This is a genomic window from Bacillus sp. (in: firmicutes) (genome assembly GCA_017656295.1).
Lineage (GTDB): Bacteria > Bacillota > Bacilli > Bacillales > JACDOC01 > JACDOC01.
The window spans coordinates 52,091-66,994 of record JACDOC010000004.1 but is presented as its reverse complement, the minus strand read 5'-3'; the positions used below and the strand labels follow the sequence as shown (position 1 = coordinate 66,994).

The window sequence follows — 14,904 nt, the reverse complement described above, 5'->3', positions numbered from 1 at the left end:
GTGAAAGGGATTATGATTCAAGGGACGGCTTCGAATGTAGGGAAAAGCTTTATTACAACGGGTTTTTGCCGGATTTTTTCCGATTTAGGATATAAAACTGCGCCGTTTAAATCACAAAATATGTCCAATAATTCGTATGTCACCTTTGATGGAAAGGAAATTGGCCGCGCCCAAGGAATACAAGCTGAAGCCGCCCGAACAGAAGCAACGGTTTATATGAATCCGATTTTATTAAAACCGAGAAATGACACACATTCAGAAGTCGTATTATTTGGGAAAAGCTATGACACGTTTTCTGGACAAGACTATCGTAATGACTTTTATGAGAAAGGATTATCGGTCATACAAACCGCATTAAATGATTTAAGTAACGAATACGATCTTCTTGTCGTTGAAGGAGCAGGAAGTCCTGTGGAAATGAACTTAAAAGATCGAGATCTTGTCAATATGAAAGTCGCCGAACTAGCAGATGTCCCGGTCATTTTAGTGACAGATATTGAAAGAGGGGGAGTATTTGCAAGCATTGTCGGGACGCTTGCATTGTTAGAACCTCACGAAAGAAAGAGAGTTAAAGGTGTGATTATCAATAAGTTTCGAGGAGATATCAGCCTTTTTCAAAGCGGTGTAGAATGGATTGAAAAACAGACAGGGATCAAAGTGCTTGGGGTGCTCCCTTACTTAGACGATCACCAAATTGATGGAGAAGATTCATTATCGATTCGGAAAAAAGTTTTAGATGATCACCTACTTGACATCGCGGTTATTCGACTTCCTTATATATCGAATTTTACAGATGTAGAGCCTTTTCTATTTGAAGAAGATGTGGCCATCCGATGGGTGGACCATGTTGATCAACTTGGACATCCAGACGCAGTGATCATTCCCGGGACTAGAAGCACGATTCACGATCTACAAACGTTAAAAAAACGAGGGTTGGATCAAGCGCTTGTCCAATATGTAGAAAACGGTGGAACCGTCGTTGGCATTTGCGGCGGCTATCAAATGCTTTCGGAAAAACTATTAGATCCATATGGAGCGGACAGTGGGGTACATGGGCTTGAAACGGAAGGAATCGGGTTGCTTCCAGTTCAAACGATTTTTTTCAAAGAAAAGAAGACAAAGAGGATAAAGGGGATGACCCACCCCACAGTCACCATAGACGGTTATGAAATTCATACAGGCATTACGCAAAAAGTACGAGACGATGAACGATTTTCTCCTTTTCTTTTTGATGAAAATGGTCAAGCGGCCGATGGATGGATACGTGAAGATGGGGCTGTGATCGGAACATATGTCCATCATCTATTCCACAATGATGAATGGAGAACCTTTTGGCTGAATCAACTTCGGCGTAAAAAAGGCCTTACAGAACAAAAAACGCTCTTAATTACAGCAAAAAAAGATAAACAGTATGATTGCCTTGCGGACCATATTCGGACGTACGTGAACATAGATGAGATCGTCAAGCTGGCAACGGGGAAAGAGGGTTAGACAAAGTGAAAAAGGCGCTACAGGATGCGAAAAACGGTTTTTTGCTTGCTCTTCAGTTTTTTTCAGCCATTCCGATCCATCGGTCGATCCCTATACAAAGCATAACGAAAAAAAGGATGATCCAATCATTTCCTCTTATCGGTCTTTTCATTGGCTTGATCCTTTGGGGGCTACTCTATTTGTTAGGTGTTTGGAGTCCCTTTTCCATACTGGCTGTCACTTTTATTGTGTTTTTAACTAGTATTTTGTTGACCGGAGGCATTCATGTTGACGGCTGGATTGATTGCAGTGATGCCTATTTTTCGTATCGTGATCGGGAAAAGCGTTTAGATATTATGAAAGACCCGAGAGTGGGGGCATTTGGCGTATTATCCGTTATCCTCTTGTTGTCGGCAAAATTTTTTGTGATGTATGAAACGATCGCCCGGATTGACGTAAAGCTATTATTTATCATGATTTCCATTCCTTTTCTTTCTAGGATTGGAGCAGGGTATTTACTTGTCATGGGTAAACCCGCACGTGAGGAAGGTATGGCGGTTTTTTTTAAGAATGGAGTCGGAAAACAAAATCTGATTGTCTATCCTATGTATGTTTTCGTTTTTTCTATCATTATCTATTCGTTTGTGAAGGAAGCTTTTTTCATCTATTGGTGGCTCGTATTTACTTTTATACTTTGGTTGATTTTTACTTACCGATTTATTATGAAACATTTCGGCGGAATCACAGGTGACATCATTGGCGCGAGTATCGAAGGGGGAGAAGTGATGTTATGGATCGTTCTGTGGTTGTGCTCTTATTACGTCATGGCCTAACAGAAGCCAATGTTTCCAAAAGGTATGTAGGCTGGAGTAATCCCCCTTTATGTCAAAAGGGAATGGAATGTTTGTTCAAAACGAAATCTAAAATCCCTCATTATGACACCGTCATCTCCAGTGATTTGGCACGTTGTACGGAGACAGCCAACATATATTTTCCAAATCAAACGATTCATTATTGGAAGGACCTGCGTGAGTTGAATTTTGGAGAATGGGAGAATCATACATTTGAAGATTTACAAAGCGACCCTCTATATAAAGAGTGGGTAGCCAACCCCGAAATAACTCGGCCTCCTGGCGGTGAAACATTCGCTGATTTTCGCCATCGAATGAACGGTGTGATCGATCGATTGTATCAGTTTATGATAGAAAAAGAGGTTTTCCATGTAGCGATCGTCTCGCACGGAGGCGTTTTGAGATATTGGCTTACGCAGTTTCATCCTGAACAAAAGTCATTTTGGGATTGGAAAGTTCGTCATGGAGCAGGATATGAATTTGTATGGAAGAATCTTGATTCGTTTAGGAGGGGAGAAAGGTGCATTTCGTTAAAGGAGGTGCCTTCAACGGAAAACGGAAATGGGTAAAACAAAAATATGGAGAAGATGTTGATTGGCGGTCGATGTATACGGCTAATCCCGATATTGCATCATGGGAGCAGTGTTTCTCTCATTCTTCTATTGTCGTACTGGAAGGGGTTGAGCAATATATCAAAAAAGCATTTGTTAACAATCATCCTTCATTTCAAAGACAAACATGGTGTGCATTTCTCGATACTTGGCGAAAGTGGGAAAGTGAAGATGAAAGAACCGTTATTTGGATAGGAACGGATGTAACGAAAGGAATTGTTCCGATTGATCCACTGGAAAGAACATGGCGCGACTACACCGGATGGGCCTATCAAGAATTGGTTCGATACTGCAACACCGTATCAGTTATTTGGTATGGGCTCGAGCAGCGATTAAAAAATGAGGAGGAGAATCAAGATGATCATTTATACAAGAACCGGTGATGAAGGGAAAACGAGTATTATTGGTGCACGTGTAGATAAAGATGATGTCCGTGTCGAAGCATATGGAACCGTCGATGAGGTGAACTGCTTTGTAGGTCAGGCTATTGCAGAGCTTGATCGAGAAAAGTTTGAAGATATTATTGCCGATTTGGTTAATGTCCAGCATGAATTGTTTGATTGCGGGCATGATTTAGCTAACGTGTCCAAGAAACGTGAATTTAAATTGAAAGAAGAATATGTTACCGCATTAGAGAAAAAAATTGATCAATATATAAGCGAAACGCCAAAGCTAGAAAGATTTATTTTACCCGGCGGCACAAAAGTTGCTGCTTCTATTCATATTGCCCGAACGGTGACGAGAAGAGCAGAGCGTTTAGTGGTGAAATTAATAAAAACAGGCGAACCTGTTCCTCAACTGGCTCTAAAATATTTAAATCGATTATCTGATTATTTTTTTGTGTTAGCGAGAGTCATCAATTTTCGGTCAAATGTAAAAGATGTTGAGTATGTCCGCAGTGCCGTTGTATTTCGTAAAGAAAAGAGAAAGGAAGAGTAAACATGAGAAAATGGGCGCAATTTTCCGTGTTTCTTGGATTAGCTGTATTAGGTGCGATGATCAAAATTCCTGTTGTTCTTGGTAGTATTGCGCTTGATACGTTGCCAGCACTCGTAGCAGCGGTTTTCTTTGGGAGTGTGTTTGGAGGAGCCGTCGGATGTTTTGGACATTTGTTATCGGCCATGACTGCGGGTTTTCCATTAGGTTTCTTTCATTTGTTAATTGGTGTTGAAATGGGAATTTTAGTCTGGTTGTTCGGCTTGTTGTATAAGAAATGGGGAAAATGGCTGGCCGCCATTGTTTTTTTCATAGGAAACAGTATCGTCGCTCCTTTGCCATTTTATTTTATCCTTGGAAAAGCTTTTTACAGTACGGTTGTTCCGGCATTGATGATCGGTTCAATAATTAACTTGTTCTTGACTTATTTGCTTATTCCACGGCTTACAGGGTGGATAAATCAAGTGGGCAGGGGAGAAGTAAAAGCATGAGAGATGTATTGTTTTTGCCATTAGCTCAAAATAAAGAGCTCGTCTTAGCGACAGATAATACTGGCGGGATTGGATTAAAGGAAAAAGATGCAGTAAAAGTAGATTATGAAACGATCGGCTATTTCGGGATGAGAGTAGCGATGCTTGAATGCTTATCGACAGGTGCTAAGCCATTGTTTGCGGTGGTTTACAATTTTTGTGGTGATGATCATTGGATGTCATTGATGAAAGGGGTAAAAAGAACGTTAAAAGAATTACATATTGACCATATCCCTGTTACTGGAAGTACGGAAAGTAATTTTTCTTTTGAGCAATCGGCGGTCGGTTTTCTAGCAGGGGGAGAAGTGGAAATAGAAAGCAAAAAAATCGCTCAAACTCCTCCTGATGCACAATGGGCGGTGATCGGGACACCGTTAGTTGGTCCGGATGTGTTGAATCAACAAGAACAAATTGCTCCTATTCAACTTTTTCAACCTATCATAGCGCTGGAAGAAGTTTATGAACTTATCCCGATTGGTTCAAAAGGGATTTTTTATGAAACAAACATGCTTGCGAACATGAATGGCATGAAAATAATTGAAATCGATACAGATCTAGATATCCATGCATCATGCGGTCCCGCAACGTGCTGGATTATAACGTATCATCCTGCTGGTGAAGCAAAGATTCGTTCGATTGCAGGTCCATGGTTTCATCGTTTACATCTGGTGAAAAGTGAATGACCAAAAAAATGATTAACTTAAGACGTATTTAATAAGAAAAATAAGTGTGTTTTTTTAATTGGCTCTACTCAAAAATAACCGTGGATACTTTTACTGTTATTTCATTCTTTGATGTGCCAATGACAATTGGTATAAATGTCTATTAACAATACTGTTTTGAAAGTTATTCACATGAAGCGAAAGGCGGCGACTCCAGCGGGAACAAGAAGCCGCAAGACCCTTACTTAAGCGTTGCGAGGGAAGCGGCTTGCGGCTTGCCCTCGGAAAGCGCCCGCCACAAGCGAAATGTTTAATTATCAAAATCAACAATGACATATAACATAGCCTTTAAATTAAAAGCTCGGTTATTGGATAACCGAGTGTGGCCTTACATATCATGACCAGCATGTTTCTTTTGCTTTGTGTGATTTCGATTTTTTACTTTGTGTGAACCATCTAATGGCGCAGGTTGGCCAGATTGTTCCCCTTTAGGTGCGTTTTTTCGCATATCTTTTGCGTTGTTTCGATTCATAATGGATCCCTCCTCTTGTATAGTGTTAACAAAAAGTGAGTTCTTATTCGGTATAGTCCAATCAGTTCTTGTTCATACTATTAATGGTAGAACATCATGAAGGAGCTGTATTCATCATGCCTTATCATAAAAATAAACAACAAGCATTCCAAGCCGCACAACAAGGTTATGAGGAAGCAAAAGATGTATTTAACCAGATCGTTCGAGATGATGCAAGCTATGGTCAACAATTAAAACATTTAAAACAAGAAGTAAATGAGGCGTATCAGCAAATCGAAAATGCATTAGAGGTAGCAAGTGAGCATCAACGAGTGCAATTAGAAAAATTCCGTTCGGATCTCCAGCAAATCGTTGAAGAGGTTAATAATGAACAATAATCCATCGGATATTTCCTAAAAGACCTCTAAATTCTTGTCATTTAGAGGTTTTTTCTTTTGGAAAGTTCTTGTTTTTTGATCTCATTAAAATCTTTTTGAAGAGAAGGAGAATCCGGGAAAAGTCGTTTTGCATCTAAAGACCAGATATCAATTGGCTCTGTTAATGGATGTTCGAGCGGTTTTCCCTGATATTCTTTAAGTTTGTTTAACCGTATTTGAATGAATTTAGGAAGATTTTCGAATTTTATACTCATAACAAAGCACCTCACTTATATGATTAAACAAATCTTATCGAACTCATTTATTTTCTTATATACATTTTATGCAAAAAATGAACAAAAACTCTAAACCGTAATTTTCACTAACCGCTACCATTTCAATCTGATTTCGGGTTATGTACAGTACGCTTTGTTACATCCAGATTCCCCCGAAAGTTGAAAATTCTTTTCTTATTATCAAACAGCTTGTAGACTTGTCTAAATAGTCTACAAGCTATTTTACTGTCAAACAAAATCAGAGAAAAGGAAAGTCCTCTTAAACATAACACTCAAATATCATTTATTGATTTTTCTTTCGCTTTTTATTGTTTTGCCGCTGAGCTTCCGTTAACGGTTCATTGGCAAATTCCTCGTTATAACCAGCCCCTTTTCCTTGTGCCTTCGCTGCATTCATCCCTTCGATAATATGATTGGCTTTTCGTTTGGCCATCTTATCACCCCCTATACTACGGGTAGTTTGAGACAATTTCGTTCAAAATAATCACAGCTCCAATGATTCGACAGCAAATATTTTTTTGCAATAATGCCCTTCTGGAAGTATGGAAACAGAAATATCCTTTCAAACCGCAAGATGATTAGTATTTATAAGTAAAATGAGAAAATACGAGATATACCATAAGCCGAACTTATCAAATGCAATAACTTTCTTGTTATTTACTTATGTCACATCTTGTATTAAGATGGAAATGTGAGAAAAGTTAGGATAAATCAAACTTTTCGGACAGCACGAAAGCATTATTCAATAGAGGGGGAAGTAAGATGGCAAAAAATGATGTGTTTAACGCTCGTGCTTCATTTGATCTAGAAGGCAAACGCTATCACTACTATCGTTTAAAAGCGTTAGAAGAAGCAGGAGTGGCCAAAATTTCTCGCTTGCCATATTCCATTAAAGTGCTACTAGAATCTGTTCTTCGTCAAATGGACGGACGTGTGATTACAAAAGAACATGTGGAAAATTTGGCAAAATGGGGTTCTGAAGAAGTAAAAGGGGCTGAAGTACCATTTAAACCTTCTCGCGTTATTTTACAAGACTTCACTGGGGTTCCGGCGGTCGTTGACTTAGCGTCTTTACGTAAAGCAATGGCAGATATGGGAGGAGACCCAGATAAAATCAATCCAGAAATTCCAGTAGATCTCGTTATTGACCACTCCGTTCAAGTTGATAAATACGGTACTCCAGATGCACTCGAAGCAAACATGGAACTTGAATTCGAGCGCAATGCTGAACGCTATCAATTCTTAAGCTGGGCGCAAAAAGCGTTCAAAAACTATCGTGCGGTTCCACCAGCAACAGGAATTGTACACCAAGTAAACTTAGAATATCTAGCTCATGTAGTACATGCCGTTGAAACAACTGAGGGTGATTTCGAAGCATATCCTGACACGCTCGTCGGTACAGACTCCCATACAACAATGATTAACGGTATCGGTGTACTAGGATGGGGTGTCGGTGGTATTGAGGCTGAAGCTGGAATGCTTGGTCAACCATCCTACTTCCCAATTCCTGAAGTGATCGGAGTCAAACTAACAGGGGAACTTCCAAACGGTGCAACGGCTACAGATTTAGCGTTAAAAGTGACGCAAGTACTTCGTCAAAAAGGTGTAGTTGGTAAATTCGTTGAGTTCTTCGGACCGGGGGTAGCAACGTTACCACTTGCTGACCGAGCGACTGTAGCAAACATGGCACCTGAGTACGGAGCAACTTGTGGATTCTTCCCAGTTGACAATGAATCTTTAGACTATTTACGTCTTACAGGTCGTCCTGAAGAGCACGTACGTTTAGTAGAAAAATACTTAAAAGAAAACGACATGTTCTTCACTCCTGATAATGAAGAGCCTATTTACACAGATGTAGTTGAAATCAACTTATCCGAAATTGAGCCAAACCTATCTGGTCCAAAGCGTCCACAAGACTTAATTCCGCTTTCTCAAATGAAAAAAGCATTCCATGACGCCATTAGCGCACCAGTAGGAAACCAAGGTTTCGGATTAGATAAATCTGAACTTGATAAAGAAGTTGTTGTAAAATTTAACGATGGCGACGAAGTGAAAATGAAAACAGGTGCGGTTGCTATTGCGGCCATTACTAGCTGTACGAACACTTCTAACCCATACGTTATGCTAGGTGCTGGATTAGTCGCGAAAAAAGCGGTAGAAAAAGGACTTCAAGTACCGAAATATGTCAAAACATCACTAGCACCAGGTTCTAAAGTTGTTACTGGTTACTTACGTGATTCTGGCTTACTACCATATTTAGAGCAAATCGGTTTCAACCTCGTTGGTTATGGTTGTACAACATGTATCGGTAACTCCGGTCCATTAAAAGAAGAAATCGAAAAAGCCATTGCCGAAAACGATTTACTTGTGACATCTGTTCTTTCTGGTAACCGGAACTTTGAAGGCCGTATTCATGCACTTGTAAAAGCGAACTACTTAGCATCACCACCGTTAGTTGTGGCTTATGCATTAGCGGGTACGGTTGATATTGATTTATTGAACGATCCAATCGGTAAAGATAAAGACGGTAACGACGTATACTTCAAAGATATTTGGCCAACAACAGATGAAATTAAAGATGTTGTGAAACGTACAGTTACACCGGAATTATTCCGTAAAGAATACGAACGCGTATTTGAAGACAATCCACGTTGGAACTCAATTAAAACAAGTAATGAGCCACTTTACAAATGGGATGAAAATTCAACTTACATTCAAAATCCACCGTTCTTCGAAGGATTATCAGCGAATCCTGACGAAATAAAACCATTAACAGGGTTACGTGTCGTTGGTAAATTCGGAGATTCTGTCACAACCGACCACATTTCTCCAGCCGGTGCGATCGGTAAAGATACGCCAGCAGGAAAATATTTACGTGAAAAAGGTGTAGAAATTCGTGACTTCAACTCGTACGGATCTCGTCGTGGTAACCACGAAGTGATGATGCGCGGTACGTTTGCGAACATCCGTATTCGTAACCAAATTGCACCAGGTACAGAAGGTGGCTATACAACTTACTGGCCAACTGGCGAAGTGATGTCTATTTACGATGCGTGCATGAAGTACAAAGAAAACGGTACGAATCTTGTCGTCTTGGCGGGTAAAGATTATGGAATGGGATCTTCCCGTGACTGGGCGGCAAAAGGTACGAATTTATTAGGAATCAAAACAGTGATTGCAGAAAGCTTCGAACGTATTCACCGTTCCAACCTCGTGTTAATGGGCGTCTTACCGCTTCAATTTAAAGCAGGTGAAAACGCTGAAACACTTGGTTTAACAGGTAAAGAAGTGATTCACGTTCATATTGATGAAAATGTAAAACCACGCGATATCGTGAAAGTAACTGCAACAGACGAAAATGGTAACAAGAAAGAATTCGAAGTACTTGTTCGCTTCGACTCTGAAGTAGAAATCGACTACTACCGTCACGGCGGTATCCTTCAAATGGTACTTCGCAACAAATTACAAGAAAATTAATCTATTATTAATTTAAAAGGTTCAAATCGTCAACGATTTGAACCTTTTTTACTAATTTCTTCGCAAATTGCAGCTGTTTTTTATTTCTTATTTTTAAGGCTATGTAATATTTCATTGTTGATTTTTAGCAACTTGTTCACACGGCGGCGACTCCAGCGGGAACAAGAAGCCGCAAGACCCATACTTGAGCGTAGCGAGGGAAGCGGCTTGCACCTTGCCCGCGGAAAGCGTCCGCCACAAGCGAAATGGATAAATATCAACAGTATCGTTTTACAGATCCATTTTTAAAGGTAAATCATTGGATGTTTTTCCTTAAACCATCTAAAATATAAATAACCATTTTTTATCAGACAAATATAAAACAAGGGGTTGATATTTATATAGAAAACTATTATTTATTTTTTGTTTAAACAGGTTTTATTGTTAAAAAAAAGGGTATAGAGATGAAATGAAAGTAAATGAAGTGAATGTAAAAAGCAGTAGGTGGTCTTATTGATTAAATTTGAACGTGTTGTAAAAAGGTTTGAAGATGGTTTTGAAGCGATTAAAGGTATTGATTTACATATTCCAAAAGGAGAGTTTGTGGCTCTAATTGGCCCTAGTGGTTGTGGGAAAACAACGACAATGAAAATGATTAATAAGCTTATACTCCCGACGGAGGGTGCGATCTATATAGATGGTCAAAACATAGCATACCACGACGAAGTTGAGTTACGTCGAAATATTGGTTACGTTATTCAACAAATTGGTCTCTTGCCACATATGACAGTCGGAGAAAATATCGCTCTTATCCCCAAATTAAAAGGTTGGAAAAAAGAAAAATACGAAAAACGGGTCGATGAATTGTTAGATTTAGTTGGATTAGATCCCAGTGTTTTCAAACATCGCTATCCGTTAGAATTAAGTGGAGGACAGCAGCAACGGGTTGGTGTTGTTCGCGCTTTAGCAGCCGAACCACCTATCATTTTAATGGACGAACCTTTCAGTGCACTCGACCCGATTAGTCGGGAACAATTACAAGACGAATTAAAACAAATTCAGCAGTCCATCCAAAAAACGATTGTGTTCGTCACGCACGATATGGATGAAGCGTTAAAATTAGCGGATAGAATTGCCGTTATGAGAGAAGGACGTATCGAACAATATACGACTCCTGAAGAACTTATTACACAACCAGCAAATGATTTTGTACGTTCGTTTATTGGAGAGCATCGTTTAAAAGAACAAGTAAAAACCATTGAACCGTTTATTGAAGAACCAATTGTTGTACCTGTTCATTTTACGAAAAAAGAGGTATTGGAATGGCTACTAACACGTTCCGTTAATGAGGTATTTGTGGTTAATGAATCTGATAAGGTTATAGGGATTATATCTCGACGTAAGCTGGAACAATCAAACCTTTCAAGTACGGACCCAATCGAATCACTAACACAGCCTCTTCCTATCCTATTGTCTCCACATACCACTCTTTCCGAAGCTGCCAAAGCAATGGTAATGCAAAATTTAAGTATTGCACCTGTTGGAAAGAATACGCACTTTCTCGGCATGATCACGAGAGAGAACTTGTTACTTGCATTTTCCCAACAGCAGGAAGAGGAGGCGGTTCTTGTATGACGATTAATCATGTGTTCGGCACTTTTTTTGAGACTGTCTCAAGTCGATCAGAACAAATCGCAACGGGAATCATCGAACATATTTGTCTTTCTCTTATTTCGATAAGTATTGCCATCATCCTCTCTGTCCCTCTTGGCATTTACATTACACGTCACGAGAAGTGGGCGGAATGGGTTATTGGTGTAACCGCAGTTTTTCAAACCATTCCTAGCTTAGCGTTGTTTGGATTTATCGTGCCACTACTCGGTACTGGTGCGTTAACAGCTATTATTGCTTTAACGATTTATGCCCTACTTCCAATATTACGCAATACATACACGGGCATTAAGGGAGTAGACCAGAGTGTCATTGAAGCTGGTCGCGGAATGGGAATGACGAACCGGCAAATTTTATGGAAAATCGAAATACCACTTTCTCTCCCCGTTATTATGGCCGGGATTCGGACAGCTACTGTTTTAACGGTTGGAATTGCCACTCTGGCTACGTTTGTCGGAGCGGGAGGACTTGGTGACTTAATTTATCGTGGATTATCTACTTGGAACAACCAGTTAGTGCTAGCAGGAGCCATTCCAGCTGCGTTGTTAGCGATTTTCTTTGATTTCTTTTTAAAATTAATCGAACGTTTATCCACACCAAAAGGATTAAAAACGAAAGGTTGATGGTGTTGAAAAAATTACTTTCTTTTGCACTCATTTTGACTCTTTTGTTAGGAATACTTACAGGATGTAACAATACGTCTGATAACAAAATTGTTGTCTCGGGTAAAATGTGGACGGAACAATATATTTTAACTCATATGATCGCCGAATTATTAAAGGAAAAAACGGATTTAACAGTGGAAGTGAAAGAAGGATTAGGGGAAGTATCGATTTTGACGCCTGCATTAGAAAAAGGGGATATTGATATATACGTTGAATATACTGGGACAGGTCTTGAAGCCGTTTTAAAAGAAACCGTACAACCCGGCGAATCAGCAGATGAGATTTTAGCACGTGTCCGCAAAGGATACAAAGAAAAATATAACGTCGTTTGGTTAAAGCCACTTGGCTTTGAAAATACGTACACACTTGCTTATCGAAAAGGAGAAGGAATAGAAGCAAAAACATATAGTGATTTAACCGAATATGCAAGTGAATTAATTTTTGGTGCGCCCCATCAATTTTATGAACGAGAGGATGGCTACGATGCGTTAGCCGAAACTTACGGATTTTCCTTTAAAGAAAAGAAAAGCTACGACCCAAATATTATGTATGAAGCTTTAAAGAAAGGAGATGTAGATATTATTCCAGCGTTTACTACGGACGGACGAATTGAACGGTATGATTTAGGAACAACTGAAGATGATAAAGGGTTTTTCCCACCTTATTATGCCGTTCCGATTGTTCGGAAAGAAGTACTTGATGCTCACCCAGAAGTTGAAGAAGTGTTAAATTTATTAGCTGGTCAAATTTCCGAAGAAGACATGACCTCTCTGAACGCAAAAGTCGATATAGACCAAGAAGATCCACGAGAAGTGGCACGTCAATTTTTAAAGGAAAAAGGATTAATTAACTAAAAAAGGACGAATCCCAAGTGATGGGGGGATTCGTTCTTTTTTAATACACATGAATTATTCAATGATTCTCCACAATCTCTCCCTATATCTTTCGTTGTCTTTGTTATACTAATATTAAGATATAAGTTATTATGGGAGGGGTTGTAATGAAACCGTTTATCCCGAAACAACATGGAGCTTGGGCAATGCTCGTGATACCTTTTGTACTCGGGGCCATGGCTGGAGGGTGGTCATGGGTGCACATTCCACTTGGCTTAGGCTGGCTCTTTTTATATTTAGCGTCGTACCCACTTCTTATGATTTCGAAAAAACGGAACAAGAACCGGAGTAAATGGGTTAAGTGGGGAATGTTATACTTGTTGATCGCTCTTATGATGATTATGATTGTCCTATATCATGACTGGAAAATCATTTTCTTCGGATTATTTATCCTTCCTTTCTTTCTAATAAATATGTATTTTGCTCGTCAAAATAACGACCGGGCACTTATGAATGACTTTAGTGCGATTATCTCTTTTTGTATCGGGAGCTTAGCTAGTTATTATGTGAAAGGCGGTTGGCCAGAAGAACTAGCTTGGGTCATCTTTATGGCGAGCGTTCTCTTTTTTGTTGGGAGTACCTTTTATGTCAAAACAATGATTCGGGAAAAGAACAACGAGATTTATCGGTTTGTTTCTTGGACTTTTCATATCGTCGTTGTCGTGGGATGGATGATATTTGGTGAAGAAATCATCGCATTAGCTTTTTTCCCAAGTCTAGTTCGCGCGATATGGATGTATGGAAAGAAATTGTCTATCCTAAAAATTGGAGTTTTAGAAATTGTAAACTCAGTTATATTTTTCATCATAATGGTTATATATATAGCATTATTTGTGTAGGTTGCCCTCATAAAACAAGCTGACTTCAAAAACGAAGTCAGCTTGTTTCTTTAGGTCCCTTGCTGTTGTTGTGGTTCTGTAGCGAAGAGGGAAAGAATCGCATTCCAAATCTCTTTTAAAATATCTATGATGTTTTGCAAAAATGTTTTTCCTTCTTCTGATTGGAGGAAGGTTGAGAGTTGTTCTTTTGCTTTACTTAACTGTTCATTGACTTGGTCCCAATTAATATTGGCATTTTTCATATTTTCTAGAAGAGCAAGTAATCGCTCGATGTCTTGTTCTGTAAGGGTAATGCCTAATTCTTTAGCAACCTGTTCAATGAGAGTACGTAATTCATCTTCGGTTTTAGGAGCATTTTCCGCTATTTCTTCTTTGAGACGAGCAAGTAAGGCGACTGCTTCATCATTTCCAATCGACTCGCCAAGTTCAGCTGTTGTTACCATTTCTTCGTTTACGACTTTTTTCACTTCTTCTGGAATCTTTTGTCCAGTAGAAACTTCATACGCTTTCATTAGACCGGTTAGGGCAGCTGTACCTGAAACTTCAAAAGGGGCGGTAATGTAGATGTCTGCATCTTTTACTCCTGCAGTAATGAGCGCATTCGTGTACATCTCCTCTGTGACCCAATTTATATTATTCGTTTCTACGGATAGTCCAGAACCTTTCGCCCCAATGGTAATCATAGAAGAAGAAATCGCCCGTGTACCAATTTGGGCTTTTGGAACCACTCCTTCTAAATATTGATGTTCTTCTGCGTTTGAAACGGTAATAAACATCGCTTCATCTGGCGGATTCATTTCATTTAATACTTGTTGTTTTTGCTGCTCTGTTAAATTTTCACCAAGCGTGACAATGACATCACCTTCGGCTGCATCTGCTAGTGTCCAAAGGGGAGATGTGAACAAAATTAGAACAACCATTATACTTGAGATCAATCGTTTCATGATATGTACCTCCTAGTCACTGCTGTCTATTTATTTCTTTCCTTATAATAGACGAATTTTTGATTTGATAGGTTTCGTTATTTTATTACTAACAATATATTTCCCCTTTAGACGCTTTGATTGAACATATTTTCTAAATAAAAATACTTTCCACAGACATAAACTTATGAATCGCGTAAGTGAACGCAAAAT

17 protein-coding genes are annotated in these 14,904 nt (G+C 39.3%); 14 read left to right on the top strand and 3 right to left on the bottom strand.

The window, feature by feature from the left end; translation table 11 throughout:
* From H0Z31_05650 to H0Z31_05620, 7 genes are read left to right on the top strand one after another with little or no spacing between them, the layout of a single operon-like run.
* On the top strand, positions 1-1,491 hold the full coding sequence (locus H0Z31_05650; GenBank protein ID MBO8176928.1) for a cobyric acid synthase: 1,491 nt from the start codon (positions 1-3) through the stop codon (positions 1,489-1,491).
* Positions 1,492-1,496: 5 nt separating this feature from the next.
* Entirely contained in the window at positions 1,497-2,303 is an 807-nt protein-coding gene (gene cobS, locus H0Z31_05645) for an adenosylcobinamide-GDP ribazoletransferase (GenBank protein ID MBO8176927.1), read from the top strand.
* The gene (locus H0Z31_05640; GenBank protein MBO8176926.1) at positions 2,261-2,890 is read left to right on the top strand and encodes a histidine phosphatase family protein; all 630 of its coding nucleotides are present in this window, start codon (positions 2,261-2,263) and stop codon (positions 2,888-2,890) included. Before cobS ends, H0Z31_05640 begins: the two co-directional genes overlap by 43 nt.
* Positions 2,842-3,315 (top strand): bifunctional adenosylcobinamide kinase/adenosylcobinamide-phosphate guanylyltransferase, encoded by a 474-nt coding sequence (locus tag H0Z31_05635; GenBank protein MBO8176925.1) that lies wholly within the window; start codon positions 2,842-2,844, stop codon positions 3,313-3,315. Before H0Z31_05640 ends, H0Z31_05635 begins: the two co-directional genes overlap by 49 nt.
* Positions 3,290-3,871, top strand: a complete 582-nt coding sequence (locus H0Z31_05630; protein ID MBO8176924.1) for a cob(I)yrinic acid a,c-diamide adenosyltransferase — start codon at positions 3,290-3,292, stop codon at positions 3,869-3,871. Before H0Z31_05635 ends, H0Z31_05630 begins: the two co-directional genes overlap by 26 nt.
* A gap of 2 nt (positions 3,872-3,873) precedes the next feature.
* Positions 3,874-4,359: an ECF transporter S component gene (locus H0Z31_05625; protein ID MBO8176923.1), complete on the top strand. Its 486-nt coding sequence runs from the start codon at positions 3,874-3,876 to the stop codon at positions 4,357-4,359.
* On the top strand, positions 4,356-5,081 hold the full coding sequence (locus H0Z31_05620; GenBank protein ID MBO8176922.1) for a hypothetical protein: 726 nt from the start codon (positions 4,356-4,358) through the stop codon (positions 5,079-5,081). The genes H0Z31_05625 and H0Z31_05620 overlap by 4 nt, the downstream gene beginning before the upstream one ends.
* 367 nt (positions 5,082-5,448) lie before the next feature.
* Here the strand turns inward: H0Z31_05620 and H0Z31_05615 are convergent, their stop codons facing one another.
* Positions 5,449-5,592 carry a small acid-soluble spore protein P gene (locus H0Z31_05615; protein MBO8176921.1) on the bottom strand — a complete coding sequence of 48 codons (144 nt, stop codon included), beginning with the start codon at positions 5,590-5,592 and terminating at the stop codon, positions 5,449-5,451.
* A gap of 116 nt (positions 5,593-5,708) precedes the next feature.
* Here H0Z31_05615 and H0Z31_05610 point away from each other — a divergent pair, with 116 nt between their 5' ends.
* Entirely contained in the window at positions 5,709-5,969 is a 261-nt protein-coding gene (locus H0Z31_05610; protein MBO8176920.1) for a hypothetical protein, read from the top strand.
* A 558-nt stretch (positions 5,970-6,527) separates the two neighbouring features.
* Here H0Z31_05610 and H0Z31_05605 read toward each other — a convergent pair.
* Positions 6,528-6,677: a small acid-soluble spore protein O gene (locus H0Z31_05605; GenBank protein MBO8176919.1), complete on the bottom strand. Its 150-nt coding sequence runs from the start codon at positions 6,675-6,677 to the stop codon at positions 6,528-6,530.
* Positions 6,678-7,006: 329 nt separating this feature from the next.
* Here H0Z31_05605 and acnA point away from each other — a divergent pair, with 329 nt between their 5' ends.
* The 6 genes from acnA to H0Z31_05575 all read left to right on the top strand — a co-directional run bounded on the left by acnA (position 7,007) and on the right by H0Z31_05575 (position 13,768).
* Complete coding sequence (acnA, locus tag H0Z31_05600; GenBank protein ID MBO8176918.1) at positions 7,007-9,721, top strand: aconitate hydratase AcnA; 2,715 nt, start codon at positions 7,007-7,009, stop codon at positions 9,719-9,721.
* 114 nt (positions 9,722-9,835) lie between these two features.
* Positions 9,836-10,009 carry a hypothetical protein gene (locus tag H0Z31_05595; protein MBO8176917.1) on the top strand — a complete coding sequence of 58 codons (174 nt, stop codon included), beginning with the start codon at positions 9,836-9,838 and terminating at the stop codon, positions 10,007-10,009.
* 204 nt (positions 10,010-10,213) lie between these two features.
* On the top strand, positions 10,214-11,335 hold the full coding sequence (locus H0Z31_05590) for a betaine/proline/choline family ABC transporter ATP-binding protein (protein MBO8176916.1): 1,122 nt from the start codon (positions 10,214-10,216) through the stop codon (positions 11,333-11,335).
* Positions 11,332-11,994, top strand: coding sequence for an ABC transporter permease (locus H0Z31_05585; protein ID MBO8176915.1), 663 nt, complete (start codon positions 11,332-11,334; stop codon positions 11,992-11,994). The genes H0Z31_05590 and H0Z31_05585 overlap by 4 nt, the downstream gene beginning before the upstream one ends.
* The gene (locus H0Z31_05580) at positions 11,994-12,890 is read left to right on the top strand and encodes a glycine/betaine ABC transporter substrate-binding protein (GenBank protein ID MBO8176914.1); all 897 of its coding nucleotides are present in this window, start codon (positions 11,994-11,996) and stop codon (positions 12,888-12,890) included. Before H0Z31_05585 ends, H0Z31_05580 begins: the two co-directional genes overlap by 1 nt.
* A gap of 146 nt (positions 12,891-13,036) precedes the next feature.
* Complete coding sequence (locus tag H0Z31_05575; GenBank protein ID MBO8176913.1) at positions 13,037-13,768, top strand: YwiC-like family protein; 732 nt, start codon at positions 13,037-13,039, stop codon at positions 13,766-13,768.
* A 50-nt stretch (positions 13,769-13,818) separates the two neighbouring features.
* Here the strand turns inward: H0Z31_05575 and H0Z31_05570 are convergent, their stop codons facing one another.
* Positions 13,819-14,712, bottom strand: coding sequence for a DUF1002 domain-containing protein (locus H0Z31_05570; GenBank protein MBO8176912.1), 894 nt, complete (start codon positions 14,710-14,712; stop codon positions 13,819-13,821).
* Positions 14,713-14,904 lie beyond the last annotated feature (192 nt).

Excerpts from the sequence above, each read along its gene's own strand:
- H0Z31_05580 (MBO8176914.1), top strand. The coding sequence starts at position 11,994 with ATGGTGTTGAAAAAATTACTTTCTTTTGCACTCATTTTGACTCTTTTG.
- H0Z31_05625 (MBO8176923.1), top strand. The coding sequence starts at position 3,874 with ATGAGAAAATGGGCGCAATTTTCCGTGTTTCTTGGATTAGCTGTATTA.
- H0Z31_05640 (MBO8176926.1), top strand. The coding sequence starts at position 2,261 with ATGGATCGTTCTGTGGTTGTGCTCTTATTACGTCATGGCCTAACAGAA.
- H0Z31_05620 (MBO8176922.1), top strand. The coding sequence starts at position 4,356 with ATGAGAGATGTATTGTTTTTGCCATTAGCTCAAAATAAAGAGCTCGTC.
- H0Z31_05585 (MBO8176915.1), top strand. The coding sequence starts at position 11,332 with ATGACGATTAATCATGTGTTCGGCACTTTTTTTGAGACTGTCTCAAGT.
- H0Z31_05630 (MBO8176924.1), top strand. The coding sequence starts at position 3,290 with ATGATCATTTATACAAGAACCGGTGATGAAGGGAAAACGAGTATTATT.
- H0Z31_05615 (MBO8176921.1), bottom strand. The coding sequence starts at position 5,592 with ATGAATCGAAACAACGCAAAAGATATGCGAAAAAACGCACCTAAAGGG.
- H0Z31_05605 (MBO8176919.1), bottom strand. The coding sequence starts at position 6,677 with ATGGCCAAACGAAAAGCCAATCATATTATCGAAGGGATGAATGCAGCG.
- H0Z31_05575 (MBO8176913.1), top strand. The coding sequence starts at position 13,037 with ATGAAACCGTTTATCCCGAAACAACATGGAGCTTGGGCAATGCTCGTG.
- H0Z31_05610 (MBO8176920.1), top strand. The coding sequence starts at position 5,709 with ATGCCTTATCATAAAAATAAACAACAAGCATTCCAAGCCGCACAACAA.
- acnA (MBO8176918.1), top strand. The coding sequence starts at position 7,007 with ATGGCAAAAAATGATGTGTTTAACGCTCGTGCTTCATTTGATCTAGAA.
- H0Z31_05570 (MBO8176912.1), bottom strand. The coding sequence starts at position 14,712 with ATGAAACGATTGATCTCAAGTATAATGGTTGTTCTAATTTTGTTCACA.